General features: G+C 68.5%; 26 protein-coding genes. 4 read left to right on the forward strand and 22 right to left on the reverse strand.

Annotation, left to right across the window (positions count from 1 at the left end):
• Window positions 1-117 precede the first annotated feature (117 nt).
• A complete protein-coding gene (locus ACTHQV_RS14550; RefSeq protein WP_440491262.1) occupies window positions 118-1,908 on the reverse strand; it encodes an IlvD/Edd family dehydratase in 1,791 nt (596 codons plus the stop codon).
• Window positions 1,909-2,147: 239 nt separating this feature from the next.
• Between ACTHQV_RS14550 and ACTHQV_RS14555 the strand changes: the two genes are divergently transcribed.
• Together ACTHQV_RS14555 and araD1 are read left to right on the forward strand one after the other, a co-directional pair.
• Window positions 2,148-3,467 carry a sugar MFS transporter gene (locus tag ACTHQV_RS14555; protein ID WP_440491263.1) on the forward strand — a complete coding sequence of 440 codons (1,320 nt, stop codon included), beginning with the start codon at window positions 2,148-2,150 and terminating at the stop codon, window positions 3,465-3,467.
• A 10-nt stretch (window positions 3,468-3,477) separates the two neighbouring features.
• Entirely contained in the window at window positions 3,478-4,464 is a 987-nt protein-coding gene (araD1, locus tag ACTHQV_RS14560; protein ID WP_440491265.1) for an AraD1 family protein, read from the forward strand.
• Between the two features lie 150 nt (window positions 4,465-4,614).
• On the opposite strand, the gene ACTHQV_RS14565 is transcribed toward araD1, so the two are convergent.
• Window positions 4,615-5,100, reverse strand: coding sequence for an NUDIX domain-containing protein (locus tag ACTHQV_RS14565; protein ID WP_440491267.1), 486 nt, complete (start codon window positions 5,098-5,100; stop codon window positions 4,615-4,617).
• A 55-nt stretch (window positions 5,101-5,155) separates the two neighbouring features.
• On the opposite strand from ACTHQV_RS14565, the gene ACTHQV_RS14570 reads away from it, so the two are divergent.
• Window positions 5,156-5,746, forward strand: a complete 591-nt coding sequence (locus tag ACTHQV_RS14570) for an alpha-ketoglutarate-dependent dioxygenase AlkB (protein ID WP_440491268.1) — start codon at window positions 5,156-5,158, stop codon at window positions 5,744-5,746.
• Entirely contained in the window at window positions 5,739-6,125 is a 387-nt protein-coding gene (locus tag ACTHQV_RS14575; protein ID WP_440491270.1) for an HIRAN domain-containing protein, read from the forward strand. The genes ACTHQV_RS14570 and ACTHQV_RS14575 overlap by 8 nt, the downstream gene beginning before the upstream one ends.
• A gap of 10 nt (window positions 6,126-6,135) precedes the next feature.
• On the opposite strand, the gene ACTHQV_RS14580 is transcribed toward ACTHQV_RS14575, so the two are convergent.
• The 20 genes from ACTHQV_RS14580 to fliF all read right to left on the reverse strand — a co-directional run bounded on the left by ACTHQV_RS14580 (window position 6,136) and on the right by fliF (window position 24,757).
• Window positions 6,136-7,089 carry a zinc transporter ZntB gene (locus ACTHQV_RS14580; protein ID WP_440491272.1) on the reverse strand — a complete coding sequence of 318 codons (954 nt, stop codon included), beginning with the start codon at window positions 7,087-7,089 and terminating at the stop codon, window positions 6,136-6,138.
• Window positions 7,086-7,841 carry a precorrin-2 dehydrogenase/sirohydrochlorin ferrochelatase family protein gene (locus tag ACTHQV_RS14585; protein ID WP_440491274.1) on the reverse strand — a complete coding sequence of 252 codons (756 nt, stop codon included), beginning with the start codon at window positions 7,839-7,841 and terminating at the stop codon, window positions 7,086-7,088. Before ACTHQV_RS14585 ends, ACTHQV_RS14580 begins: the two co-directional genes overlap by 4 nt.
• Window positions 7,838-9,103 (reverse strand): diaminopimelate decarboxylase, encoded by a 1,266-nt coding sequence (gene lysA, locus ACTHQV_RS14590; protein WP_440491276.1) that lies wholly within the window; start codon window positions 9,101-9,103, stop codon window positions 7,838-7,840. The genes ACTHQV_RS14585 and lysA overlap by 4 nt, the downstream gene beginning before the upstream one ends.
• A gap of 110 nt (window positions 9,104-9,213) precedes the next feature.
• Window positions 9,214-9,747: an NADPH-dependent FMN reductase gene (locus tag ACTHQV_RS14595; protein WP_345877032.1), complete on the reverse strand. Its 534-nt coding sequence runs from the start codon at window positions 9,745-9,747 to the stop codon at window positions 9,214-9,216.
• A gap of 39 nt (window positions 9,748-9,786) precedes the next feature.
• Window positions 9,787-10,188, reverse strand: a complete 402-nt coding sequence (locus tag ACTHQV_RS14600; RefSeq protein ID WP_440491278.1) for a flagellar export chaperone FliS — start codon at window positions 10,186-10,188, stop codon at window positions 9,787-9,789.
• On the reverse strand, window positions 10,189-11,688 hold the full coding sequence (gene fliD / locus ACTHQV_RS14605; protein WP_440491280.1) for a flagellar filament capping protein FliD: 1,500 nt from the start codon (window positions 11,686-11,688) through the stop codon (window positions 10,189-10,191).
• 65 nt (window positions 11,689-11,753) lie between these two features.
• Window positions 11,754-12,872 carry an EscU/YscU/HrcU family type III secretion system export apparatus switch protein gene (locus ACTHQV_RS14610; RefSeq protein ID WP_440491282.1) on the reverse strand — a complete coding sequence of 373 codons (1,119 nt, stop codon included), beginning with the start codon at window positions 12,870-12,872 and terminating at the stop codon, window positions 11,754-11,756.
• Window positions 12,869-13,642 (reverse strand): flagellar biosynthetic protein FliR, encoded by a 774-nt coding sequence (fliR, locus tag ACTHQV_RS14615; protein WP_440491283.1) that lies wholly within the window; start codon window positions 13,640-13,642, stop codon window positions 12,869-12,871. Before fliR ends, ACTHQV_RS14610 begins: the two co-directional genes overlap by 4 nt.
• A 125-nt stretch (window positions 13,643-13,767) precedes the next feature.
• Complete coding sequence (gene fliQ / locus ACTHQV_RS14620) at window positions 13,768-14,037, reverse strand: flagellar biosynthesis protein FliQ (protein ID WP_056453084.1); 270 nt, start codon at window positions 14,035-14,037, stop codon at window positions 13,768-13,770.
• Between the two features lie 4 nt (window positions 14,038-14,041).
• Window positions 14,042-14,791 carry a flagellar type III secretion system pore protein FliP gene (gene fliP / locus ACTHQV_RS14625; RefSeq protein ID WP_440491380.1) on the reverse strand — a complete coding sequence of 250 codons (750 nt, stop codon included), beginning with the start codon at window positions 14,789-14,791 and terminating at the stop codon, window positions 14,042-14,044.
• 125 nt (window positions 14,792-14,916) lie between these two features.
• The gene (locus tag ACTHQV_RS14630; RefSeq protein WP_056002736.1) at window positions 14,917-15,171 is read right to left on the reverse strand and encodes a FliO/MopB family protein; all 255 of its coding nucleotides are present in this window, start codon (window positions 15,169-15,171) and stop codon (window positions 14,917-14,919) included.
• Window positions 15,171-15,467 carry a flagellar motor switch protein FliN gene (gene fliN, locus ACTHQV_RS14635; RefSeq protein WP_056453091.1) on the reverse strand — a complete coding sequence of 99 codons (297 nt, stop codon included), beginning with the start codon at window positions 15,465-15,467 and terminating at the stop codon, window positions 15,171-15,173. Before fliN ends, ACTHQV_RS14630 begins: the two co-directional genes overlap by 1 nt.
• Window positions 15,464-16,417: a flagellar motor switch protein FliM gene (locus tag ACTHQV_RS14640; RefSeq protein WP_440491285.1), complete on the reverse strand. Its 954-nt coding sequence runs from the start codon at window positions 16,415-16,417 to the stop codon at window positions 15,464-15,466. The genes fliN and ACTHQV_RS14640 overlap by 4 nt, the downstream gene beginning before the upstream one ends.
• A 6-nt stretch (window positions 16,418-16,423) precedes the next feature.
• Window positions 16,424-17,092, reverse strand: coding sequence for a flagellar basal body-associated FliL family protein (locus ACTHQV_RS14645; RefSeq protein WP_440491287.1), 669 nt, complete (start codon window positions 17,090-17,092; stop codon window positions 16,424-16,426).
• An 11-nt stretch (window positions 17,093-17,103) separates the two neighbouring features.
• Window positions 17,104-19,455, reverse strand: coding sequence for a flagellar hook-length control protein FliK (locus ACTHQV_RS14650; protein ID WP_440491288.1), 2,352 nt, complete (start codon window positions 19,453-19,455; stop codon window positions 17,104-17,106).
• A 76-nt stretch (window positions 19,456-19,531) separates the two neighbouring features.
• On the reverse strand, window positions 19,532-19,960 hold the full coding sequence (locus ACTHQV_RS14655) for a hypothetical protein (protein ID WP_440491290.1): 429 nt from the start codon (window positions 19,958-19,960) through the stop codon (window positions 19,532-19,534).
• Window positions 19,953-21,281 (reverse strand): FliI/YscN family ATPase, encoded by a 1,329-nt coding sequence (locus tag ACTHQV_RS14660; RefSeq protein WP_440491291.1) that lies wholly within the window; start codon window positions 21,279-21,281, stop codon window positions 19,953-19,955. The genes ACTHQV_RS14655 and ACTHQV_RS14660 overlap by 8 nt, the downstream gene beginning before the upstream one ends.
• Window positions 21,275-22,051 carry a FliH/SctL family protein gene (locus ACTHQV_RS14665; RefSeq protein WP_440491292.1) on the reverse strand — a complete coding sequence of 259 codons (777 nt, stop codon included), beginning with the start codon at window positions 22,049-22,051 and terminating at the stop codon, window positions 21,275-21,277. Before ACTHQV_RS14665 ends, ACTHQV_RS14660 begins: the two co-directional genes overlap by 7 nt.
• The gene (gene fliG, locus ACTHQV_RS14670) at window positions 22,044-23,051 is read right to left on the reverse strand and encodes a flagellar motor switch protein FliG (RefSeq protein ID WP_440491294.1); all 1,008 of its coding nucleotides are present in this window, start codon (window positions 23,049-23,051) and stop codon (window positions 22,044-22,046) included. The genes ACTHQV_RS14665 and fliG overlap by 8 nt, the downstream gene beginning before the upstream one ends.
• Window positions 23,048-24,757, reverse strand: coding sequence for a flagellar basal-body MS-ring/collar protein FliF (gene fliF, locus ACTHQV_RS14675; protein ID WP_440491295.1), 1,710 nt, complete (start codon window positions 24,755-24,757; stop codon window positions 23,048-23,050). Before fliF ends, fliG begins: the two co-directional genes overlap by 4 nt.

Below are 24,757 nucleotides of genomic sequence, written 5' to 3' on the forward strand. Positions count from 1 at the left end.
CGCCTGCGCGGGGGTACGGAGTGCTTGATGGATCGGCTTGCGCTTCTCGCAAACGTCTCGGCTTGACCCGGAGCGACGCGGTGGGTGCGGCGGTCGCTGACCGCCGCCCCATATGGCTCAATGGTTGTCGCGCGGCAGGCCGCGGGTCTGGGCGATCTTCTGATACGCCTCCGCGCCTTCGAGGATCGCACCGGTCGCCATCTGCCCGACGACCGAACGCTGGATTTCCTGCCACGGGGTCTGCGACGCGGGATACTGGTAGCCGCCCGCCGCTTCGAGTTCCTGCCGACGTTGCGTCAACTCCTCGTCGGACAGCAGCACGTCGGCGCGGCCCTTGCCCAGATCGATGCGGACCCGGTCGCCGGTGCGCAGCAGCGCAAGGCCGCCACCCGCCGCCGCTTCGGGCGAGGCGTTGAGGATCGAGGGCGAACCCGACGTGCCCGACTGCCGCCCGTCGCCGATGCACGGCAGCGCGCTGACGCCTTCGGTGATCAGGTATGCGGGCGGACGCATGTTTACGACCTCTGCCGCGCCCGGATAGCCGATCGGCCCGGCGCCGCGCATGAACATCAGCGTTTCGGGAGTGATGCCGAGCGCCGGATCGTCGATGCGGTGGTGATAATCCTCCGGCCCATCGAACACGACCACCGGCCCTTCGAATGCTTCCGGGTCCGCGGGGTTGGAGAGATAGCGTTCGCGGAATTCGGGGCCGATCACGCTGGTCTTCATCACCGCCGCGTCGAACAGATTGCCCTTCAGCACGATGAACCCGGCCTCTTCCTTCAGCGGCTGTCCGAACGGACGGATGACCTTCTCATCCTCGATCACCGCGTCGCGGCAATTGTCGCCGATCGACTTGCCGTTCACGGTCAGTGCGTCCTCGGCGATTAGGCCCTGGCCCATCAGCTGGTTGACGACCGCCGGCACGCCGCCGGCGCGGTAATAATCCTCGCCCAGATATTCGCCGGCGGGCTGCAGGTTCACCAGCAACGGCACCTTGTGTCCCTGTTCCTGCCAATCCTCGATCGGCAGGTCGACGCCGATATGGCGGGCGAGTGCCGCCAAGTGGATCGGCGCGTTGGTCGAACCGCCGATCGCCGAATTGACCTTGATCGCGTTGTGGAACGCATCCTTGGTCAGAATGTCGGAGGGCTTGAGGTCTTCGCGGACCATGTCGACGATGCGCAGGCCGGTGCGATAGGCAACTTCCTGCCGATCGCGATAAGGGGCGGGGATCGCGGCCGAGCCGGGCAGCTGCATGCCCAGCGCCTCGGCCAGCGAGTTCATCGTCGTCGCCGTGCCCATCGTGTTGCAATAGCCGGTCGAGGGGGCGGAGGACGAAACGAGGCGGATGAATTCCTTGTTGTCGATCTCGCCTGCGGCCAGCATTTGCCGCGCCTTCCACACGATCGTGCCCGAACCGGTCCGCTCGCCCTTATGCCAGCCGTTCAGCATCGGCCCAACCGACAGCGCGATGGCGGGGATATTGACCGTCGCCGCCGCCATCAGGCAGGCCGGGGTCGTCTTGTCGCAACCGATCGTCAGCACCACGCCGTCGAGAGGATAGCCGTACAGCACTTCGACCAGACCCAGATAGGCGAGATTGCGGTCGAGCCCGGCGGTCGGGCGCTTGCCGGTTTCCTGGATCGGGTGGACCGGGAATTCAAGGACGATGCCGCCCGCTTCGCGAATGCCTTCCCGCAGCCGCTCGGCAAGCACCAAGTGGTGGCGGTTGCAGGGCGACAGGTCGCTGCCGGTCTGGGCGATACCGATGATCGGCTTGCCCGACTGCAGTTCCTCCTGGCTGAGCCCGAAGTTCAGATAACGCTCGATATAGAGCGCCGTCATGTCGATGTTGTCGGGGTTGTCGAACCAGGCGCGGCTACGCAGGGGGGGCATGTCGGTCATGAAAATTCCGGTGCAGCAAGTGGACGGACGAATGGGCAATCGCGGTGCAGGCGACGCGGACGGACGAACCGGGCGCGGACACGCGAGTCGGACATATTGCCCGTCATCTGCCTGGATCCTCCCCGTATCAAGCGCCGTTGACGCCATGCGTTGGCCCATATAGTCAGACAAAATCGAATTGGGCAAGCGACGCGACGGACCAAACCGTCCCGCCAGCCGTAAAATGGGAGAAGACGAGGATGCCGGCCCCAATATCCGCGCGCACCGGCGCGGTGCCCCAAGGCGCGTCAGGCGCCAGTTATGCGCCCGCGCTGACGCTGTTGGCCAGCCTGTTCTTCATGTGGGGGTTCATCACCGTCATCAACAACACGCTGCTGCCGCATCTGCGCAGCGTGTTCGACCTCAACTATACCCAGACCACGCTGATCGAAAGCGTGTGGTTCATCGCCTATTTCTTCGCATCGATCCCCTCGGCCAAGCTGATCGAGCGAATCGGCTATCAGAAGTCGCTGGTCATCGGCCTGCTGGTCATGGCGGCAGGCGCGCTGGGCATGGTGCTCGCCGCCAGCCTGCCTTCCTATGGCGTGACGCTGGTCATGCTGTTCGTGATCGCTAGCGGCATCACGCTGCTACAGGTCGCGGCCAACCCCTATGTCGCCGTGATCGGTCCGTCGAACACGGCGTCGGCCCGGCTCAATCTGGTGCAGGCGATGAACTCGGCGGGCACGATGCTCGCCCCGCTATTCGGTGCCTATTTGATCCTCGGCCGGTCGAAGGGCGGCACGTCGGAGGCCGGCACGGTGCTGACCCAGGCCGAACGGCTGGCCGATGCGCAGTCGGTGATCCTGCCCTATGTCCTCGTCGCGGTCGTGCTGGTCGTGCTGGCCATCATCATCGCCCGCTTTCCGCTGCCGGCGATGGGATCGGCGACCAGCCGCGTGGCGAAGGAAGAGCGCAAGAAGCATTCGCTGTGGAACCACCGCAACCTGGTGTTCGGCGTGCCGGCGATCTTCATCTACCTGATCGCCGAGATCGGCGTCGCCAACCTGTTCGTGAACTTCGTCAGCCAGCCCGATATCGCCAACGTCACCAACGAACTGGCCGGGCGCTATCTGACCTTCCTGTGGGGCGGCATGATGGTCGGCCGCTTCGTCGGCAGCTTCGTGATGCAGAAGGTCGACGCGGCGAAGGTGCTGGCGTTCTTCTCGATCGGTGCGTTCATCGTGATGCTCGGCGCGACGTTCCTGTCGGGGCCGGCGGCGATGTGGTCGCTGATCCTCGTCGGGCTGTTCCATTCGATCATGTTCCCGACGATCTTTACCCTCGGTATCAAGGGGCTGGGGCCGCTGACCGAGGAAGGATCGGGGCTGCTGATCATGGCGATCGCCGGCGGTGCGCTGGTGGTGGTGCAGGGCTGGCTGGCCGACAGATATGGCCTGCAATGGTCTTTCCTGCTGACCGCCGCGTGCGAGCTCTACATCCTGTTCTATGCCGTGTGGGGATCGAAGGTGACCAACCCGATCGACGACGTCCCCGCCGACACCGACGTCTTTGCATAAGGAATCCGTGATGACTCTCCGTCTGTTGCAGCGCGTCGCCCCGTCGCGCGCCGTGATCGCCGCGACCGACGCCGGTGCGCATATCGTCCCCGGCGTCGACAGCGTCCGCGCCCTCGCGCTGCGCGCGATCGATGCCGGCCACAGCATCGCCGACGAGATCGCGGCGCTGGGGCAGGGCGAGGCGGTCGACGTCGCCGCGTTGCTCGACGCCGGTGCGATCGGATCGCCGATCGATCATGCGGATCCGGCGCACGTCATCATGACCGGCACCGGACTGACGCATCTCGGTTCGGCCGAAGGGCGCGACAAGATGCACCGCGCCGCCGCCGAAGCCGCGACCCAGACCGATTCGATGCGCATGTTCCTCGAAGGCGTCGAGGGCGGCAAGCCGGCCGAGGGCCAGGTCGGGCAGCAGCCCGAATGGTTCTACAAGGGCGATGGCGGGCAGATGGTGGCGCCGGGCGGCGACTTCACCATGCCGCATTTCGCACAGGACGGCGGCGAAGAGCCCGAACTCGCCGGCATCTATGTCATCGGCTCGGACGGCACGCCGCACCGCATCGGCCTCGCGCTCGCCAACGAATTTTCGGACCATGTGACCGAACGCCACAATTATCTGTGGCTGGCGCACAGCAAGCTGCGTCAGGCATCGGTCGGCCCCGAACTGCTGGTCGGCACCCCGCCCGAGCATATCGAGGGGACGAGCCGCATCGTCCGGGGTGGCGAGACGATCTGGGAAAAGCCGTTCCTGTCGGGCGAGGCGAACATGTCGCACAGCCTGTCGAACCTCGAACATCACCACTTCAAATACGCGCTGTTCCGCCGGCCGGGCGACATTCACGTCCATTTCTTCGGCACGGCGACCTTGTCCTTCTCGGACGGGGTGCGCACGCAGGAAGGCGACATGTTCGAGATCGAAGCGGCACCGTTCACCCTGCCGCTGCGCAACCGGCTGACGCGGGCGGCGGAAGAAGCGGTCAAGGTGAAGCTGCTCTGACCTTCCCGCCGTCCGTTCGCTTCGAGCGGAGGTTCGAGCCTGTCGAGAACCGTCGTCGAGAAGGGGTTGCCGCGAACGGCCCTGTTCTCGACGGGCGCTTCTCGACTTCGCTCGAAGCTGCTCGAACCGAACGGATTAGTTGTGGCAATATCACCCCAGCAACGGTTCGATCCGGTCGAGCAGCGGAAGCTGACTCTTCAGCATCAGCGTCCGCGCCTCCTCGACCGGCATCCACCGTGCCGCATCGACCTCGGGAAAGGTGCGGCGGCGGCCGCTGCGCGGGGGCCATTCTATCTCGAACAGGATGCTGGTAATAGCGCCCGTATCGACATCCTGTTCGGCGGCGAAGGCGGAGACCGACTTGCCGCCCGCCTGCCGCACCATGCCGAGCGGTTCGAGCGGACCGGTGACGGTCACGCCAAGTTCCTCCGCCACCTCGCGGCGCGCAGCATCCTCGACCGCTTCGTCGGGTTCGACCTGTCCCTTCGGGATTTGCCACGCACCGACATGCCGCCGCGCCCAGAACGGGCCGCCGGGATGGACGAGCAGCACGGCGGGCGCGGGCGTTCGACGATAGAGCAGGATGCCGGCGCTGTGCTGTGGCATGAAGGGGTCCCCGATTTTCCGGGCGATCATATCCGTCGCCCCTGATTGATGGACAGACGCCGCTTCCCCATGTTGCGTTCCATCGATGCCGCAACTCGACCTCTTCGCCGCCGAACCCGCACTGCCCGGGCTGACCCATGCGTCGGCGTTGATGGCCGATAATGAACTGCCCGCGCTGGCGGCGGCGATCGATGCCGCGCCGCTCGCCCCCTTTCGGTTCCAGCAATGGACCGGGCTGCGGCTAACCGCGTCCTATGGCTGGCATTATGATTTCGAGCAGGGCCGGGTGGGGCGGGCCGAACCGATGCCCGACTGGCTGCTGGCGGTGCGCGCGCGGGCGGCGGCGTTCGCCGGGCTGCGGGCGGAGGCGCTCGTGCAGGCGCTGCTGATCCGCTACGATCCCGGTGCGGGCATCGGCTGGCACCGCGACCGGCCGGTGTTCGAGCATGTCGTCGGCCTGTCGATCGGCGCGCCGGCGACGCTGCGTTTCCGGCGGCGGCGCGAGGGTGGCTTCGATCGGTTCGCGCTCCCGCTGGTCGCGGGCGGTGCCTATCACCTGAGCGATGAGGCCCGCTGGGACTGGGAACATGGTATCGCACCGATGGCCGAACCGCGCTGGTCGATCACCTTCCGCAGCCTGACCGATCGGTTCGCACGGAGTTTGCGCGATGCGTGAGTTGAGCCTGCACGTCGTTGGCGCCGACCACCCCAATCGCGGCGGCGGCAATCGCCGGTTCGAAATCCTGCTATGTGCGCCCGGCGAGGCGGTGACGCTGGTCCCCGAACCGCGCAATCCGGTCGATCCCAATGCGGTGATGGTCATGAGCGCGCGCGGGGTGCAGATCGGCTATCTGACCGCCGACCGCGCGGCATGGATCGTCGGCATGTTGCGCAGCGGACGCGTGGTCGCGGGCGTCTTTCAGCAGGTGACGCCGATGGGCGCGGCGATCCGGGTGGCGTTCGACGGCGCGGTGCCGGCGCTGCCGGAACCGGTCGTGGAAGATCGCGACCCCGAGCCCGACTTCTGGCCCGACGAACTCCCGCCCGACGATTGAGCTTCGGGCGCTACCGCCCGATCCAGTGTTTGCGCACGAACCATGCGACGATGCCTGCGCTCATGGCGATGCACAGCCCGACGACCCCGGCGAACGCCCACGGTTCGTCGGCAAAGGGAATGCCCTTCACATTCATGCCGAGCAGGCCGGTGACGAAGGTCAGCGGCAGGAACACCATCGCCACGATCGCGATCTGGAGCGAGCGCTGGTCGAGCTGTTCGGCGCGCAGGTCGGTGAGCGTTTCGTGGATCAGCGCGGCGCGTTCGCGGATCGAATCGACCTCCTCCGCCATGCGCGCGGCACGGTCGGCGGCGGCGGCGAGGTGCAGGCGATCGTCCTGTTGCAGCCAGTCGCCGGGCAGCTGTCCCAGCTTTTCGAGCGCGGAGCGCTGCGGAACGAGGAAGCGGCGATAGCCGATCGCGCGGACGCGGGTGTGGGTCACGGCACGGCGCTGTTCGAAGATGCGGGTCGGGTCGAGCGCCTCCTCGCATTCGTCGAGCGTGTCGCCCAGGTCGGCGATCAGCGGGTCGAGCTGTTCGGTGATCGCGCTGGCAAAGGCGACGATCAGGTCGCCAGGATCGGCGACGTCACCCGCCTCGACCCGGTCGACCACGGTGTGGAACGCGGTCAGCTTGCGCCGGGTGACCGAATGGACCCGCCCGGCGCTGGCATAGAGCCGGACCGAGGCGAGCGGATCGGAACTGGTCAGCACATCGTCGGACAGGCCGCGCAGGTTGACGAATGCGCCCTTGCCGATCGCGTCGCAGCGCGGACGCGTCTCGACGGCGGTCAGCGGGTCGATGACGTATTCGGGCAGATGGGCATGGTCGCGCAGCCACGCGGCGACCGCGTCTCCCTCACCATGCAGGTGGATCCAAGTGAAGCCACCGGTCGTATCGACCGCCGCCAGCGGATCGACCGGAGTCACCCGGCCCCCTTCGATATGCCAGGCGCGACAGGTCATGCGAGGTCGATCGTCAGGCCGGGAAGCGGTTCGGCGGGCACCGGCCCCATGATCCGCACCGCATCGGCACGCGCGCGGTCGAGGATCGCGGCTGGCACGTCGGGCGCGTGATGGATGCGGTCGGCCTGTCCCAGCCAGCGGGCCTCGCGCAATGTCAGCTCGTCGGGATCGACGGAGCGCAGGCGAATGACCTCGACCCGCCCGGCGACCGGGGCGGCACCTTCGAGCCAGGCAGCCACGGCGTCTTCGGCATGCCGCACCATCGGATCGAGCGGACCACCGGCGGCGATCGCCGCGCCAATGGCTCGACGGCGGTCGCCTCCGTCGGGAAAGCGTGCACGAAGCGAAGCGCGGGCGGCGCCGAGTCCCTCGGCCAGTCGCCCGACCCCGGCGGGGAGGATCGCCTCCAGCCGCTGTCGGATCGCCGCCGCCAGCCCTGCCGATACGCCGCCGGTCGAGATCGCGATCAGGATCGGCGAGCGGTCGACGATCGCCGGCAGGGTAAAGTCGCAATCGGCGGGGCGATCGACCGCGTTGACCAGGATGCCGCGCACCTTCAGCGCATCGATCGCGGCGCGCGCTTCCGCATCGTCCTCGACCGCGACCACGGCGATGCGCGCGTCGGCGGCATCGGCGACGACGCTCAGCCCGCTGCGTTCGAGCAGGCGGCGCTTGGCGTCGGCGGCTTCACCCTCGCCGATCAGGATCACGCTGCGCCCGGCGGTGCGCAGCAGGACCGGCAGCCCGTTCACAGCCAGGGCGGCAGGCGGTCGGCCTGCGCCAGCGCCTCGATCGGCGGCCGTTCGCGCACCACCGCGAACTGTTCGCCCGACACCAGCACCTCGGGCACCAGCGCGCGCGAATTGTAGGTCGACGCCATGGTCGCGCCGTACGCACCGGCGGTCATGAACGCGACCAGATCGTCGGCTGCGACCACGTCCATCGCGCGGCCCAGCGCAAAGGTATCGCCGGTCTCGCACACTGGGCCGACAATGTTGGTCACGGCGCGCTCCCCGGTCGGGGTGACCGCGCGGATGTCGTGATAGGCGTCGTAGAGGCTGGGGCGCAGCAGGTCGTTCATCGCCGCATCGACGACGACGAACGGCGCGGTCGCGCCCTGCTTCACGCGGATCACGCGCGACACCAGCACCCCGGCATTGGCGACGATCAGCCGGCCGGGTTCGAACATCAGCCGCGCGTCCCAGCCCGCGGTCGCCCGCGCGACCATCGCGCCATAATCGGCGGGGGAGGGCGGCAGCGGCTTCGCCGGATCATAGGGGACGCCCAAGCCGCCGCCGAGATCGGCATGGGTAATGTCGTGGCCGGCGGCACGCAGGTCGCGGATCAGCGCGCCGACCCGGCCGAACGCGGCTTCGAGGGGCAGCAGGTCGGTCAGCTGGCTGCCGATATGCACCGCGACACCGCGCACCCCTATGCCCGGTAGCGATGCGGCATGGGCATAGGCGGCGGGGGCGGCGTGGTAATCGATGCCGAACTTGTTCTCCTTGCCCCCGGTCGAAATCTTCGCATGGGTGCCGGCGATCACGTCGGGGTTCACCCGGATGGCGATCCGCGCGACCTTGCCCAACGCGCAAGCCACCGCCGACAGCATGTCGAGTTCGGGTTCGGATTCGATGTTGAACTGGCCGATGCCGGCGTTCAGCCCCTGCGCCATTTCGTCCGCGGTCTTGCCGACGCCTGAAAACACGATCTGGTCGGGGTCCATGCCCGCGTCGAGCGCGCGGTACAGCTCGCCGCCCGACACCACATCGGCACCCATGCCGGCGCGGGCGAGCGTCGCCAGCACCGCCTTGTTCGGATTGGCCTTTACCGCAAAGGCGACCAGCGGCTCGCCCGTGCCCAGTCCCGCCACCGCATCGCGGAACACGCGGACATGGCGTTCCAGCGTCGCGGTCGAATAGACATAGACCGGCGTGCCGACCGCATCGGCGATGGCGGGCAGGCTGACATCCTCGGCATGGAGCGTGCCGTCGCGCAAGGTGAAGCAATCCATGCGCCCGCCTTTAGAACGGCCCGCGCGCAATGAGAATGGCCGAACGTGTCGATGGCCGTTGAGTCCGATCCGGAAAGGCCGGTGCCGTTTCCACGCAAGTGGATCAGCCCCTACCGCGCGACGAAGCCGATCATCTGTTCGACCATCAGCCGCAACTGCGTATCGGCCTTGTCGATCGCACCGTCCTCGACGGTGTTGATCGCGACCCCGATCGGGGTCGGCCAGCCGCGCAGCGCATGCGCCACGGTGCGCAGCGTGCCGAGCGTCGCCACCGCCGCCTGCCACCCCGCCGCCGTCGCGACCAGGCCGACGGGCATCCCGTCGAAATAGACGCGGTCGTCGCGGCGCAGCATCTCGACATGGTCGAGCGCATTCTTGACCAGCCCCGACAGCGTGCCGTGATAGCCCGGCGACCCGATGATGATCCCGTCGGCATCGCGCAGCGCGCGCAGGAACGACTGTATCCGCGCGTTGCTGCCCGCCGTTTCGGGTTCGTAGTTCGGAAAGTCGATCGCCGGCCCGGTCAGCAACGTAGTACGCGCGCCCAGCATCTTGGCATGGCCCAGCGCGCGTTCCAGCGCGGCGGCGGTCCCCGAAGTCGGGCGCAGCGTGCCCCCCAGCGCGACGATGTGCGGTTGCTTCATGCGCGCACCGCTAGCGGATCGGGCGCGGCGATGCCACCATCAACGCGGGCGGACCGCTTCCCACGCCTCGGCGATATCGGTCAGCGACGCGGCGGCATTCAGGAACGGCCGCGAATCCTGTCCGATGCTGGCGTTGACGATCTGTTCGCGCAAACCGGTATAAAGCCGCGACAGCGTCTGCGACAGGTCGCCGCCCTTGTCGAAATCGAGCCCGGCCTCCAGCGCGAACAGGATCGCGGTCGCGCGGGTCACGCGGTCGCCCTTCATCGCATATTGGCGGTTGTCGGTCGCCCATGCCGCGGAGCGGAGCGCACGGATCGCTTCCTCGTACAGCAGCGACACCAGGGCATGCGGGTCGGCGCCACCGGTGCGGGCGGCCAGGTCGACCGATCGATAGGTCTGGGCGGGATCGCCCGCCAGGGCGGTGGCATAGCGGGTCATTTATTCGCTCCGCGTCCACATCTTGATCTGGTTTTCCATGAAGGTCTGCTGGGCCTTGTACGCGGCGACACGGGCTTCGGACGCCGCGAACTGCTGCGTCATGCGGGTGGAGGTGGTTTCGGTCTGTTCGGCGACCTTGGCCTGTTCCTTGGCCAGCACCGTCTGCGCCTCGGCATAGCGCTTGTCGCTGGCGCCGAGGCCCAGCGTCGTGCTCTTGGCATTGGCGGCGATGCGGTTCAGCGCGGCGGGCAGGCTGGTGCCGGTGGTCTTGTCGGTGCCGGTGCCGGCCGCGAACATCGCCTCGACCGCATCGGGATTGGTGGCGAGCGCGCGGGTCAGCATGTCCTTGTCGACGCGCAGCGTGCCGTCATTGTTGGTGGCGATGCCGATCGACGCCAGCGTGGTAGGGCTGCCGTCCTTCGCGCCGGTCAGGTCGGCGATGCTCAGCTTCTGCAGCGACCGTTTGAGCGACTGCGCCGCCGGGTCGGCACGCAGGTCGCCGGTGATCGCATCGGTCGCCTTGTTCACCGATGCCAGCATCTCGTTATAGGCGGCGACGACATTGTTCACCGCCTCGGTCAGCGCCTCGGTCGGCTTGGACGACGACAGCGTCACCGGCCCGTCGGTGGTCACCGCCTTGAGTTCGAGGTTCACGCCGGGCTCGCCGGTCACCTTGTTCGACGCGCTGACCATCGGCACGCCGTCGATGCTGAAGACCGCATTGCCCGCGCGGGTCACGACGTCGGCGCCGCCATTGTCGGTGTCGAAATCGACGTTCAGCCGCTCCAGCCCCGGCACCGCGCTGCCGCTGGCGGGGGTCGCGGTCAGGGTGAAGGCCTGGTTCGCACCCTCGGTGCTGCGCAGCACCAGCCGCTGACCGTTGGCGTCGGTCACGACGCTGGCGGTCACCCCGGCCTTCGCGGCGGTGATCTTGTCGGCGACGCCCTGCAACGATGCGGCATCGCTGGCGGTGATCGTGATCGGCGGGATGGTCGTGCCGTTGGCGGCAAAGGTGCCGTCGGCCCCGACGCTGCCGAGTTTGAGTTGCAGCGTGCCGGTGCCGATCGACCCGGTCGTCGCGAACGTGTCCTTGGTCACCGCGACCTGCGGCGTGGCGAGGCGGGCGACGCTGACGCTGGCGTTCAGGCTCGCTACCTTCGATCCGGTCGCGACCGACACCTTGACCGCCGCGCCGCTGCTGCTCAGCTGCGTCGACAGCCCGCCGGTTTCGGCCAGCGTCGACAAGGCGCTGGCAAAGCTGGAAATGCCCGATTTCAGTTCGGACACCGCCGAGATCTGCGCGGTCAGCGTCTCCGACTTCTTGGTCAGCTGCGCATTCTTGTTGGCGAACTGCGCCTCGACCAGGCTCTGGACCAGCGCGGTCGTGTCGACGCCCGACCCGGCGCCCAGCGCGTTGGCAAGGTTGGGGGTCGTCGCCTTGGTCGTCGTGGTCTTGGGGGTGGTGGTCGACGCGGTCGCCGTACTGGTCGTGATCGCCATCGTGTGTTCCCCGCGCGAATGCTTACCCCATCAAACGGCACAATCGCCGGAATCTTTAGGACGCTTTAAGCGGAAATCTTGCCGTTTTCGTCGAAGCGCGCCTCGGGCGGCACGGTGACCGGCGGCTGGATGCCGCCCGCCTGCCGGTTGACGCCGAACACGAACGCCAGCACCGTCGCGATGGCGAGGTACAGGTCGTCGCGGATCTCCTGGCCCTGCTTGCTGGTGTAATAGACGGCACGCGCCAGCTGCGGATATTCGAGCATCGGGATCTTTGCTTCCGCCGCCAGTTCGCGGATCGCCAGCGCGGTCGCACCGCGTCCCTTGGCGACCACCACCGGCACCTGATCGCGCCCATGGGCGTAGCGCAGCGCGACGGCGAAATGGGTCGGGTTGGTCAGCACGACATGCGCCTCGCCCACCGCGGCCTTGAATCCGCCCTTCAGTATCTCGTGGCGGCGCTGGCGGATCTGCGCCTTCACATGCGGATCGCCGTCGCTTTCCTTATGCTCGTCGCGCACTTCCTGCTTGGTCATCTGCAGGCGCTGCATCCGCTGGAAGATCGCGAGCGGCACGTCGAGCCCGGCGATCAGCACCAGCCCGCCCGCCATCACGAACAACAGCGTCAGGAACGTGCCGCCGAGGTCCGAAATCGCCTGTTCGACGTTCGACGACACCAGCCCCATCGAGCTGACCGCCGCCGATTTGAGCATCACATAGCCGATCGCGCCGAGCAGGATGACCTTCAGCAGCGACTTGCCGAGTTCGATCCACCCCTGCGGCCCGAAGATGCGCTTCAGCCCCGAGGCCGGGTTGATCCGCGACCCCTTGGGCGCCAGCGCGCCGCCGTTGAACTTGATGCCGGTCAGCCCGGCTTGCGTCACGATGCCGGCGACGACCGCGAAGATCAGCACGCTGCCGACCGGCATCGCCAGCTTCCACCCCGCCTCGACCAGCGGGCGCCATGGCTGGAAATCCTCGACATCGGCACGGCCGAAGCGGAAGCTGGCGGTCATCACCGCCTTGCACGCCGCGACCAGCGACGGCCCGAACATCGCCAGCCAGCCGCACCCGGCCAGCACCACCAGCGCGGTACCCAGTTCCTTGGATTTGAGGATGTCCCCGTCTTCGCGCGCCTTGTCGAGGCGCTTCTGTGTCGGGCTTTCGGTTTTATCCTCGCTCATCCCAGCACCAATCGTTGTGCGGCGTCGAGCGCCTCCTGGACGATGACCAGCATATAGTCGGTCATCGCCGGCAGCGCGACGAACATTGCGACGACGCCGACGAACAGGCTGGCGGGCATGCCCACCGCGAACAGGTTCAGTGCGGGGGCGGAGCGGGACAACATGCCCATGACGAGGTTCAGGCAGAGCAGCAGGAACCCGACCGGCAAAGCCAGCAACAGTCCCGACAGAAAGGCGTAACCGCCGAAGATCGCGATATTCTCCAGCTTGGCGGGGGACAGCCACGCCGCCCCCGGCGGCAGCAGTTCATAGGATCGCACGATCAGGTCGATCAGGATCAGATGCCCGTCGAGCGACAGGAACAGCAGCGTCAGCAACACCGACAGGAAGGTGCCGAGCGCGGGGCTTTGCGCGCCGTTCTGCGGATCGACCATCGCCGCAAAGCCGATGCCCATCGACATGCCGATGACTTCGGCGGCGATCAACGGCGCGGCGAAGGCGATCTGCAGGACGAAACCGATGGCGAGGCCGACCAGCCCTTCGGCGGCGATGGCGAGGAAGGTGGCGAGCGAAAACACTTCCGTCGGAATGGCGAAGGCCTGCGCGTGCAGTACCAGCACCGCGATCGCCCCCGACAGCAGCACCCGCACCTGCACCGGCATCGCCACCGCGCCGAATACCGGCGCGACGATGAACGCCGCCCCGACCCGGACCATGGTGAAGAGCAGTGCCCAGAGCTGCGGCTCGACCGCGAGGCCGAAACCTAGCATGGGAGGATCTCCCTACGCCGTACCCCCGCGCAGGCGGGGGTCCAGGGCCACGAGCGCCAACGCCCGGTACCCTGGACCCCCGCCTGCGCGGGGGTACGCCATGCGGGAACGGCCCCCGTCATCGCCTACCGGACCAGATCCGGAATCCGCTCGAAGATACTGGTCGTGAAATCGCTCAGCAGGCCGAGGATCATGCCCCCGAACACCGCCAGGCTGATGCCGACGACCGCCAGCTTCGGCACGAACGACAGCGTCTGTTCGTTGATCGACGTCGCCGCCTGGATCATGCCGAGGATCAAGCCCGACACCAGCGCCGGGATCAGGATCGGTGCCGCGACCAGCGCCAGCACCCACATCGCCTCGCGCGCGACGGTCATGAAATAGCCCGCGTCCATCGGCCTAACTCACGAACGACGCGGCGAGGCTGCCCATGGTCAGCGCCCAGCCATCGACCAGCACGAACAGCAGCAGCTTGAAGGGCAACGATATGATCGTCGGCGACAACATCATCATGCCAAGCGACATGAGGACCGTCGCCACCACCAGATCGATGACGATGAACGGCAGGAAGATCAGGAACGCGATCTGGAACGCGGTCTTGAGTTCGCTGGTGACGAACGCCGGCAGCAGGATCGAGAAGGGCGTGTCGGCGGGCGAGGCGATCGGGCCGCTCTTCGCCATCTGCGCGAACATCGTCACGTCCTTGGTCCGGGTCTGCTTCAGCATGAAGGCGTGCAGCGGCAGGCTGGCATTCTGGATCATCTGCGTCGAGCTGATCTGGCCGGCGGCATAGGGTTTGATCGCCGACTCGTTGATGCGGCCGATCACCGGCGACATCACGAACAGCGACAGGAACAGCGACAGGCCGATCAGCACCTGGTTGGGCGGCGTCTGTTGCAGGCCCAGCGCCTGGCGCAGCACCGCCAGCACGATGATGATGCGGGTAAAGCTGGTCATCATCAGCAGGATGCCGGGCAGGACCGACAACAGCCCCATGATGATGAGGATCTGCAGCGACAGCGCCATCGGCGCGTCGTTCGCCCCGCCCAGTTGCCCCAGCGCCCGGTCGAGCGCGTCGGCGGCACCGGGGGCAGGGGCGGGGGCGGCCGGCACCCCTTGCGCCATCGCCGGCACCGCAAGGAACAGCATCAGCGCGACGCCGATCGCGGCGAGCACCAGTTCGAACCGCCAGTCCGCGCGCGCGCGCGACGGACGGGGAACCCGCAGGGGAGCGGTGATCCGCCCGGCCACCGCAATCGGCCTCGCCAGCCCGGTCACTTGTCGCCCCGGTCGAGCAGCGTCACGCCGTTGCGGCTGACCGACACCAGCAATTGCCGCCCCTGAAACTCCAGCACCGCGATCTTGGTGCCGGTCGATACCATCATCGTCTCGCGCACCTTGACCAGCCGTTCACCCTGGTTGCCGGGCATCCGCGCTTCGAGCCGGCGCCACAGATATAGGCAGCCGATCATCAGCCCGCACACCAGCGGCAGGAGGATGACGAGCTTCAGGATGTACGACCACATCATCAGCGGCTGACCCGCTTGTCGGGGCTGACCAGTTCGGTCATGCGCACGCCGAACCGGTCGCCGACGGTCACGACCTCGCCCCGGCCGATCAGCGTGCCGTTGACGAACACGTCGAGCAGTTCGTTGGCGCCGCGGTCCAGCTCGATCACGCTCGATTCGCTCAAGGCCAGCAGTTCGCGCAGGCTCAGCTGCGTCGACCCGATCTCGACGGTCAGGCGGACGTCGACATCCTGCAACAGCTTGAAATTGGCGGCGAGCGACGCTTCGGCGGGGAAGCCGCCGGTCATCTCGTTCATTGGAATTCCTCTTCGAAACCGGGGTCGATGGAGTTCAGCTTGATCGCGGCCTGCCCGTTGGCGGTGCCGACCGTGCCCGTGCCCAGCCGCCGGTTGGACACCCATACCGGCACCTGCGGCCCGAAATTGATCGGGATGATGTCGCCTTCCTTGAGTTCGAGCAAGGTGGCGAGCGACACGACCGGTTCGGCCAGTACCGACCGCACCGGCAGCTTCACGCCCATCACCGCGCGGGTCAGCCCCGACCGCCATTTCAAATCGGGTTCGCTGCGACCATGGACCTTGGTCGACAATTGCGGCGCATGGGGTTTGAGCGCCGCGACCGGATAGAGGATGTCGATATAGGTCGGCAGCATCGCATCGCCGACCTCGAGCGCGAAGCGGGTGGCGATCACCGCATCCTCGCCGTCGATCGCGCCCATCATCGCCGGATTGGCCTCGGGCGTGCCGGGTTCGAACGCGATGCCGGCCAGCGGCCCCCATGCCTCGCCGAGCGGCGCGGCGATGGCCGTCGCCAGCCGGCGCAGCATCGCTTCAGCGGCGGGCGAGAATTCGACCGGCATCGGATTGGGCGCCTCGCCGAACCCGCCGAAGAAGATGTCGAGCGTTTCGAGCAGGAAGGTGCCGTCGATGACCACGATCGCCGGGCTTCCCCCGGTCGACAGCGTCAGCGGCACCCACCCGGTCAGCCCGTGCGCGCGGCGCGCGGCGCAATAGCCCGCGAACCGGTCGACCTCGACCGGCTCGGCCCAGCTCTTGACCCCGCGCCGGAGCAACGGTTCGAACACCTGCCGCAGTGACCGCGCCATGCGGGCCGACAGGTGTTCGAGCGCACGCAGGTCGCCAAAGGGATTTAGGTTCGCCGCCCCCAGGCTCGGCGCATGCGACGCAGCCGCCGTACGGCGACTCCGTGCGCTGCCTTCGGGCGCGGTGGACGAGCTGTTAACCATGCGCGTTTACTGAACCACAAACGTGGTAAAATAAACGTTACCGATGCCGCCAAAGCCTTCCTTTTGCTCCAGCGTGTCGTTGATCGCCTTCTTGATGCGGAGCGACAGCTGCTTCTTGCCCTCCGGCGTGAACACCTGATCCTCGGTCGTCTCGCCCAGCGCGAGCAGGATCGCCGAGCGAATCGCGATCTCGTGGGTCTTTAGATTCTCGATCACCTTGTTGTCGTACGAGGTCGAGATCGCGACGCCTACCTGAATGAAGTGCGTGCTGTCGGACAGGTTGGAGGTGAACTCCTTTTCCATCGCATAATAGGTCGATGCCCAGCGATCGCCGCCCTCCATTTCGGGCGTCGGCCGGCTGTTTTCGTCGCCATGTTCGGCCGATCCGCCTTCGCCGCCGCCGCCATGACCGCCACCTTCGCCGCCTTCACCGCCGGCGCCGGCCTTCACCTCTTCGGACTTCGGGACCAGCTTGGGCAGATCCTTCTTCTCCTCGGGCGGTTCCTTCTCACCATGGCCGCCGCCGCCGCCGATCAGGCCCGACGAACTGGCATACAGCCCGGCACCGACGCCCCCGCCCAGCAGGGCGACGACGCCGACGACCATGACCAGTATCTTGACCAGCTTGCCTTTCTTCTTCGCCGGCTTTTCCTCCGGCGTCTCCTTGTCGCTCATGTCGTGGTTCCTTAGGCGATACGATTATCGGTTCGGGTGGAGGGCGCCTGCGCGTCGGCAAAGGCGGAGCGGGGCGCGCGCGGCTGCGGCGATCCCTGGTCCTGTGCCTGGCGCTGCGATGGCTGTTGCTGCGTGCCGACATCGACCTGCATACCACCCAGTTTCAGCCCGCGCGCCTCGGCCAGCTGCACCAGCCGCGGCTGCGCATCGGCGAGCAGGCGGCCGGCATCGGCATTGTCGCTGCTGAAATGGACATGGACGCGGCCGTCCTCGGACGTGCGGAGCGCGATTTCGACATCGCCCAGCGCATCGGGTGACAGGCGGATGCGGGTCTCGCCCTGCGTCGGCGATGCGTCGCGCAGGGTCTCGATCCGGTCGATCATCCCCTCCATCCATTGCGGCTGGCGGGTGTCGAGATGCGGCTGCTGGGCGGTGACCGGCGCGGATACCGGACGCAGCGTCGCGGCGTCGATCGCCGGGGCGGCCAGCGTCGGCAGCGGCGGCGCATCGTCGTCGCGACGCGGGCGCGGGGCAGGGCCGTCGGCCAGCACGGCCTCGGCCACCGCTTCCGGGGCGGGCGCGGACGCGACGCGGGTGACCGGCGGTGCCTTGGGCTGCGCGGTCGGTGCAGCGACCGACACGACCGGCGCGCTCGCCTCACCCGCAATCGTCTGGCGATTGGCGGTCAGCGGTTGGGCGACCGGTTGCGCCGGGATCGCCCGCCCGGTCGGCAGCGTGAAGGCGACCGCCGGCTGATCGATCACGACCGGATAGGCCGGACGCGGCGCAGCATCGGCGATCGGCGCGCGAACGGGCTCGGCGATTGACGCGCGTTCGGCCGGACGGGCGACCGGATCCGCCACGGGCACGCTCGCATCGGCGACGGGGGCGCGCGATGTTTCGGCGACAGGCCCCTCGATCGGGACAGCGCGCGCGGTGGCGATCGGTGCGGCGCGGCGGGGGGCGGCCTGCACCACCGGCGGGATCGCGACCGGCGCGACCGTCTCCGGCTGGACGGGCTGGGGCTGCATGGTGGGCGGCAGCGCCTGCGCCACGACCGGCGGCACCGGCTGGGCGACCTGCGCAACCGGATCGTTGGGCGCTATCGACACGTCGCCGATGATCGGGTCGGCTGCCGCCGGCGCGACTACGGGTTGCGGCTCAGTCGTGACAACCGCCACGGGAGCGTCGGGCGTTCCTACCTGCCAGGCCGGCCGGACCGGATCGACGATCGGCGCACCGGGCTGCGCGCCACGGTCGACGGGCGCGAAGCGCGGCGCGGGCGCCGCCGTGGGAATGGTCGGAGTCGCTGCAGGCTGGTCGGAGCGACGGATATTGCCGATGCCGACCGGAGGCGCGGGCGGGCGACCCGGCACGTCGGGCGCGACCGGCTGGTCGGCGCGCGCGATCTTGTCGATGACGACCGGAGCCGGAGCGACGGGCCGGCCACCGCGCAGGTCGGGCATTACCGGCTGAGCGGAAGATGCGTCCCGACGTGCCGTCGTTTCGGCGTTCGCAGCCTGGCGCGTCGCTGCGGTCCGCACCGGCCGGGCGGCGGTCGGCATCGTCGCTACGGGGTCGGCGACGGGCGCCTCCGGCGTGTCGCTGGGGGTATGCGGTGCATCGATCGCGGCTTGGGCAGACGGGGCAGGGCGATTGGGCGCGACCTTGCCGTCACCTTGCAGCGTCGGGCCTGCAACGACGGAGGGCGGCATCGTCTCCGCGACCGTTGCGTCCGCCACCTTCGGCCCGATCACCTTCATTTCCGGCGCGCTGTCCTCTGGCACCGGTGCCAATGCGTCGGCGGGTATCGCCACCATCGGCGGCAGGTCGATCCGCGGTGCATCGTTCGCCACGACCAGGATCGGCGCGTCGCCATCCTCGACCGCTTCGGCATCGTCACTGTCGGGCGTCGGCAGCGCCGGTTCGTCGGCCACGCGCCGCGCGCGCACTGGCAGCGGCGGCGCGAACCGGGCGGGCGTCGGCTGGATCACGGGCTCAGGTTTGGGATCGGGTTGCCGGACCGTGACCGGCGCGTCGTCGGGCAACAGTTTCAGCGCACCCACCACCGCGGCGGCGACCACCACCGGCACCGCATCGCGGACGGCCGGCGCTGGGTTCGGTTCGGCCGGCACCATCGCGATCGCCTCGCTGGCCGATACCGGCAGCACCGGCGCGACCACCGGATCGGGCGCGACCGGCGCAAGGACCGGAGGCGCAGCAACCGCAACCGGCGGCACCACCGGCAACGCCTTGCCGCCCTCGGCAGCCGCCTGCCGCCCGTCGCCCGCGTCCGGCACGATCCCGGCGAACAGCGCGGCGAACGCGTCTGCCGCGACGCCGGCCATTGGCACGGCCTGCATCGCTAATGGGGAAGCGGTACTGGATAGGGCGGAGAGAAGCTGCATAGGTCGATCCGTCAAGCGTTCGACCGGTCGATCAGCAAGGATCGTGCCGATTGGGTCGGCGCACCGGCGGTGCATTTTCCATCGCGCGCAATTCGCGCAAGGCGCGAGCGGCATGGGCGCGCTCGAGCAGCTTTTCGACCGCGCTCTGGTCGCGCTTGGCGGTCATCGTTGCCGATCGCGCGCGTTCCAGCCCCTGATCGGCCTGTACCACCCGCTGTTCGACGACCTGCGCCGTCGCATGCAGCCGTTCGCGATAATGGGCGGCGGCGCCCAGGGCGGCGGCGGTCGCGCTGGGGGTCGGCACCGGTGATACCGCGTCGGCCAGCGTGCGGATCCGGTCGCGCAGCGCGATCTCGTCGGCGACGCGCGCGGCGGCGCGGGCCTCCTCGGCCTGCGTCAGGTTCAGCTGCATGGTGCGCACGCGCAGCACCCGCGACAGCCGCTTCGCCTTGTCAGCCACCGAACACGCCCACCAGTTCGGCGACCGCATCGTCGAGCGATACGATCTCGTCCGAATCCTGCTTCACATATTCCATGACCGCCGGATGGGCGGCGAGCGCCCCGTCGATCGCGGCATCGGTGCCGGGGCGGTACGCGCCCATCAGCACCAGATCGCGATTTTCCTCATACGTCGCCAGATGACGGCGCAGCACGCGCGCGGCGGCCAGATGCGGCCGCTCGGCGATATCGGTCATCACCCGGCTGACCGACGGCCCGAGGTCGATCGCCGGATAGACGCCGCGCTCGGCCAACTGCCGGCTGAGCACGATATGCCCGTCTAGGATCGACCGTGCGGAGTCGACCACCGGGTCGCTATTGTCGTCGCCATCGGCCAGCACGGTATAGATCGCGGTGATCGACCCGCCGGTCCGCACGCACGTGCCTGCGCGCTCGATCAGCCCCGGCAGCATCGCAATTGCCGAGGGCGGGTAGCCACGTGCCGACGCCGGTTCGCCTAGTGCCAGACCGATCTCGCGGCCCGCATGCGCGACGCGGGTCAGCGAATCGATAATGAGCAGGACCTTCTTGCCCTGTTCGCGAAACGCCTCGGCGATCGCGGTCGCGCGCAGCGCGCCGCGGATACGCAGCACCGGCGAATGATTGGCCGGCACCGCGACCACGACCGAGCGCGCCCGCGCATCGCCCTTCAGCTTGGTTTCGAGGAAGTCGGACACTTCGCGGCTGCGCTCGCCGATCAGGCCGACGACGATCACATCGGCCTTGGCGGCGCGGACCATCATGCCGAGCAGCACCGACTTGCCGACGCCCGACCCCGCCATGATGCCGACGCGCTGGCCCTGACCGATCGTCAGTAGCCCGTTGATCGCGCGGACGCCGACGTCCATCGGCTCGAGCACGCGACCGCGGTCGAGCGGCGACTGGATACGGCCGGCCAGCGGCCAGCGGCCGGCACCGCGGATCGGCCCCTTGCCGTCGATCGGCTTGCCCGCACCGTCGACGACCCGGCCCAGCATCGCCTCGCCGACCTCGGCCTCGCCCGGCTTGTCGCCCGGCCGCACCAACGCTCCGGGAAGGAGGGGGGCGGGACCGCCCAGATTCATCATCAGCGTCTTGCCGTTGCGAAAGCCGATCGCCTCCGCCTCGATATGGCCGCCATCGCCGGTACCGACCTGGCACACGGTCCCGACCGGCAGCGACAGCCCGACCGCCTCCATCAACAGTCCGTCATAGGACGACAGCCGCCCCGCGACCCGCGCGCGCGGGCGGAATCCGGTCGGGGCCAGCGCCCCCAGATAATCGTCGGCGAAGCGGTTCAGCATGATACGGGCACCGGTACGGTTTCGATGGCGGCACCCAGCTGCTCCAGCCACAGCGACGGGCCGTCCTCGACCACCGTCGACGCGCTTTCGAGAATGAAGCCGCCGCGTTCGACCGCCGGATCGGCGACAGGGAACACCGCCTTGGGCAGTTTGCCCTCGACCAGCGGGATGTCGGTTTCGTGCATGCGCAGGATCGCCGATTCGGCGCTGTCGGCCAGCAGTTCGGCGGCGGCGTCGATCCGTTCGGCCAGATGGTTGGCCGACACGCCGACCTCGCCGACGATCTGGCGGACCAGCGTCAGCACCGTCTGGCGCAGCCGCGTCGCCATCGCCTCGCGGTCGATGTGCGTCGCGGTGCCCAGCGCCTCGGCCAGCCGCGCCAGCAGCGCATGGTCGCGCGCGTGATCGGACTGGCTGGCGGCGGCGGCAGCGGCCAGACCCTCGGCATAGCCGGCGGCATGCGCCTCGGCGACCGGGTCTAGCGTCGTCGCTGCGACGTCGCCAGCACTGGCGCAGAACGGGTCCCAGCCCTCGGTCGGATTATGGTCGGGATCGGCTGGGCGGAAATGCTTGGGGCCGCCCGGCATCGGTGCCTCTGCCGGGGCCGCCGCGCCGAAGTCGGCGGGGCGCACCGGTACGACGCCCGTCTCGGCGAACGGATCGGGCGCACCGAAGGCGCGGGCGAGGATGTCGGCGGCGGCGACATGGCGGCTGGCGAAGCCGGCGACGAAGCCGCCCGGCGCGCCGCGTGGCGGGGCGCTCTCAAACATAGTCGTCGTCGCCGCCGCCCATCATGATCGTGCCGTCCTTGGCCAGCTGGCGGGCGACGGTGATGACGCCCTTCTGCGCGTCGAGCACCTCGGCAAGCTTCATCGGACCGCGCGCCTCGATCTCGTCGCGGATGCCGTCGGCGGCGCGCGCCGACATGCAGCCGAGGAAGCGGTTGCGGCCGGTCTCGTCGACGCCCTTGAGCGCCCGCACCAGCAGGTCGCTGTCGACGTTGCGGATCAGCACGCCCAGATTCTTGTCGTCCATCTCCAGCAGGTTGTCGAAGACGAACAGCTGGTCCTCGATCTGGCGCGCGATGTCGCGGTCGATCTTGGCCAGTTTCGGCATGACCCGGTTCTCGGTCGCCTTGCGCCCCGACGACAGGATCTTGGCCGCGTCCTTCGCCCCGCCCAGCTGCACGCCGGTACCGCTGGTCCGCCCGGACGAACGGCGCGACAGCATCGACTTCAGCGTGTCGATCGCCTCGGGCGTGATCGGGCCCAGCTTGGCGATGCGGTGCAGGATCTGCGGCTGCACCACTTCGGGCAGCCCCTCCAGCACCTGCGCGGCGACGGCGGGGTCGAGATTGGCGAGCAGCACGGCGGCGATCTGCGGATGCTCGTCCTTGATGAGGCCGACGATCTCGCCCGCGTCCATCCAGTCGAGCAGTTCGATCTGGCACGCGGTCTCGATCGGCGTGATCTTGGCCAGCACGCTCTCGGCCTTGTCGGCGCCCAGCGCCTTGTTCATCACCTGCTCGATATGCGGGCGCGGATCGAAGCCGACGGTGGTCCGCTCGCGCGCCTTCTCGACGAAATCGTCGAGGACTACGGTCACCTCGTCCTCGCTGACATCGGCGACGGTGAACATCGCCTTGCCCAGCTGCTGCACCTCTTCGGGGTCCAGCTTCTGCAGGATCGCGGCGGCTTCCTCCTCGCCGACCAGCATCATCAGGACGGCGGCGCGTTCGACACCGCTATGGATACGGGTGGGGGCGTTCACTGCTTGGCATCCGACTGGATCATGTCGCGGACGGCGAGCGCGGCGCGCGCCGGATTGTCGCGGGTGAAGCCGCGGACCAGCCCGACCCGGTCGTCATAGCTGCGCGCGCTCTCCAGCATCTCCATGCTCACCGGCTCGGGCGCGGCCGGTTCGGCGGGCCCGGCCAGCGCGGCCTGCGCGGCGGCTTCCTGGGCGGCGATGCGCGCGGTCTCGGCGGCGGCCTCGGCCTTGCGCTTCTCGTTGATCGCCTTGACCATCGGGCGGACGCCCATGAACAGCACCAGCAGCGCGATGACCAGTGCGGTGCCGTTGCGCGCCGCCATCGGCACCCAGTCGGCATCGTACCATGGCCGCGCCACTTCGCCGGCGACGGCATCGGGCGAGAATTTGCGGCTGATGACGGTGACCGTGTCCTGGCGCTGCTGGTTGAAGCCGACCGCCGCCTTCACCAGGTCGTTGATCTGCTGGATCTCAGCCGGAGTGCGCGGCTTGCCGCCTTCGGGTTCGCGCAGCAGCACCGCCACCGACAGCCGCCGGATCGATCCGGGGGCAGCGCGCGTCACCGACACTTCCTTGCCCAGGTCATAGGCGCGGTTGAAATTCTCGCTGGTCTTGACCGGCGGGGTGGCACCCGGCGCCGTACCCGGCTGCACGGTTGCCCCGGCCGGACCCGGCGTCGCGGTCGCCAGCGTCGATGCGGCGGGCGCGGTGTTGCTCAGCGCACCGGGAATGCCGCCGGGCGTCGTCTCGCCGGGGGTATTGCCCTGCCAGTTACCCTGTTCGGCACGGACCACGCCCTGCTTGTCATAGCTTTCGCGCGTCGCCTGGCTCTCGTCCAGATCGACGTCCGCCTGGATCTCGGCCGAGAAATTGCCGGCGCCCAGCAGCGGGGTCAGCAGCGTGTTGAGCTGCGCGCGATACTTGTCCTCGATGCGGCGCTGATAATCGATCCGCTCGTCCGACAGGGTGCTGGCATCGCTGCCGTCGCTCGGCTTGCTCAGCAGCGCACCCATCTGGTCGATGATCGTTACCTGATCGGGCTTCATCCCCGGCACCGAGCTGGCGACGAGGTTGACGATCGAGCGGACCTGCGCCTGCGTAAGGCTGCGACCGGGTTCGAGGCGGACGATGACCGACGCCGATGGCTGCGCATTGTCGCGCACGAATACCGAGCTTTCGGGCATGGCGAGGTGGACGCGCGCGTCCGCCACCGACTCGATCTCGCCGATCGACTTGGCCAGTTCGGTCTCGCGCGCCTGGCGCAGCCGCTCGCCCTCGACGGCGCGCGACACGCCCATCGGCAACTGGTCGAGGATGGCATAGCCGCCCGGCGCCGCCTTGGGCAGGTCTTGGCCCGCCAACAGGATGCGGGCGCGGTGATAATCGTCCTCGGCGACGGTGATCCCGCCCGAATCGTCGACGCTGCTGTCGATCTTCGCCGCGGTCAGCGCGTCGACCACCGCCTGCTTGTCGCTGTCGGGCAGCTGCGGGAACAGCACGCGCTGCGGCGGGGTGGCCAGCGCCATCCATGCCAGCGCCGCCGACAGGACGAGCCCGACGATGAAGATCATTGGCAGGCTGCGCTTGACGGCGGGGTTCTTCATGATCCCGCCGATCTGGGTCAGCGGGTTGGCGAACTTGGCGGAGGCGGGGGCAGCGGGGGCGGGAACGCCGCCTGCGCCGGTGGTGGCGAGTGCGTTTTCCAT

Source organism: Sphingomonas sp. SAFR-052 (assembly GCF_051965015.1).
Taxonomy (GTDB): Bacteria; Pseudomonadota; Alphaproteobacteria; order Sphingomonadales; family Sphingomonadaceae; genus Sphingomonas.

What these genes read in the sequence shown, in the direction of transcription:
- ACTHQV_RS14610 (WP_440491282.1), bottom strand. Translation starts at nt 12,872, where the DNA reads ATGAGCGAGGATAAAACCGAAAGCCCGACACAGAAGCGCCTCGACAAG.
- fliF (WP_440491295.1), bottom strand. Translation starts at nt 24,757, where the DNA reads ATGGAAAACGCACTCGCCACCACCGGCGCAGGCGGCGTTCCCGCCCCC.
- ACTHQV_RS14565 (WP_440491267.1), bottom strand. Translation starts at nt 5,100, where the DNA reads ATGATCGCCCGGAAAATCGGGGACCCCTTCATGCCACAGCACAGCGCC.
- ACTHQV_RS14570 (WP_440491268.1), top strand. Translation starts at nt 5,156, where the DNA reads ATGCCGCAACTCGACCTCTTCGCCGCCGAACCCGCACTGCCCGGGCTG.
- fliP (WP_440491380.1), bottom strand. Translation starts at nt 14,791, where the DNA reads ATGCTGTTCCTTGCGGTGCCGGCGATGGCGCAAGGGGTGCCGGCCGCC.
- ACTHQV_RS14630 (WP_056002736.1), bottom strand. Translation starts at nt 15,171, where the DNA reads ATGATGTGGTCGTACATCCTGAAGCTCGTCATCCTCCTGCCGCTGGTG.
- ACTHQV_RS14600 (WP_440491278.1), bottom strand. Translation starts at nt 10,188, where the DNA reads ATGACCCGCTATGCCACCGCCCTGGCGGGCGATCCCGCCCAGACCTAT.
- araD1 (WP_440491265.1), top strand. Translation starts at nt 3,478, where the DNA reads ATGACTCTCCGTCTGTTGCAGCGCGTCGCCCCGTCGCGCGCCGTGATC.
- ACTHQV_RS14665 (WP_440491292.1), bottom strand. Translation starts at nt 22,051, where the DNA reads ATGTTTGAGAGCGCCCCGCCACGCGGCGCGCCGGGCGGCTTCGTCGCC.
- ACTHQV_RS14660 (WP_440491291.1), bottom strand. Translation starts at nt 21,281, where the DNA reads ATGCTGAACCGCTTCGCCGACGATTATCTGGGGGCGCTGGCCCCGACC.
- fliD (WP_440491280.1), bottom strand. Translation starts at nt 11,688, where the DNA reads ATGGCGATCACGACCAGTACGGCGACCGCGTCGACCACCACCCCCAAG.
- fliR (WP_440491283.1), bottom strand. Translation starts at nt 13,642, where the DNA reads ATGCTAGGTTTCGGCCTCGCGGTCGAGCCGCAGCTCTGGGCACTGCTC.
- ACTHQV_RS14555 (WP_440491263.1), top strand. Translation starts at nt 2,148, where the DNA reads ATGCCGGCCCCAATATCCGCGCGCACCGGCGCGGTGCCCCAAGGCGCG.
- ACTHQV_RS14640 (WP_440491285.1), bottom strand. Translation starts at nt 16,417, where the DNA reads ATGGTTAACAGCTCGTCCACCGCGCCCGAAGGCAGCGCACGGAGTCGC.
- ACTHQV_RS14595 (WP_345877032.1), bottom strand. Translation starts at nt 9,747, where the DNA reads ATGAAGCAACCGCACATCGTCGCGCTGGGGGGCACGCTGCGCCCGACT.
- ACTHQV_RS14550 (WP_440491262.1), bottom strand. Translation starts at nt 1,908, where the DNA reads ATGACCGACATGCCCCCCCTGCGTAGCCGCGCCTGGTTCGACAACCCC.
- ACTHQV_RS14575 (WP_440491270.1), top strand. Translation starts at nt 5,739, where the DNA reads ATGCGTGAGTTGAGCCTGCACGTCGTTGGCGCCGACCACCCCAATCGC.
- fliQ (WP_056453084.1), bottom strand. Translation starts at nt 14,037, where the DNA reads ATGGACGCGGGCTATTTCATGACCGTCGCGCGCGAGGCGATGTGGGTG.
- ACTHQV_RS14650 (WP_440491288.1), bottom strand. Translation starts at nt 19,455, where the DNA reads ATGCAGGCCGTGCCAATGGCCGGCGTCGCGGCAGACGCGTTCGCCGCG.
- ACTHQV_RS14580 (WP_440491272.1), bottom strand. Translation starts at nt 7,089, where the DNA reads ATGACCTGTCGCGCCTGGCATATCGAAGGGGGCCGGGTGACTCCGGTC.
- lysA (WP_440491276.1), bottom strand. Translation starts at nt 9,103, where the DNA reads ATGGATTGCTTCACCTTGCGCGACGGCACGCTCCATGCCGAGGATGTC.
- ACTHQV_RS14645 (WP_440491287.1), bottom strand. Translation starts at nt 17,092, where the DNA reads ATGAGCGACAAGGAGACGCCGGAGGAAAAGCCGGCGAAGAAGAAAGGC.
- fliN (WP_056453091.1), bottom strand. Translation starts at nt 15,467, where the DNA reads ATGAACGAGATGACCGGCGGCTTCCCCGCCGAAGCGTCGCTCGCCGCC.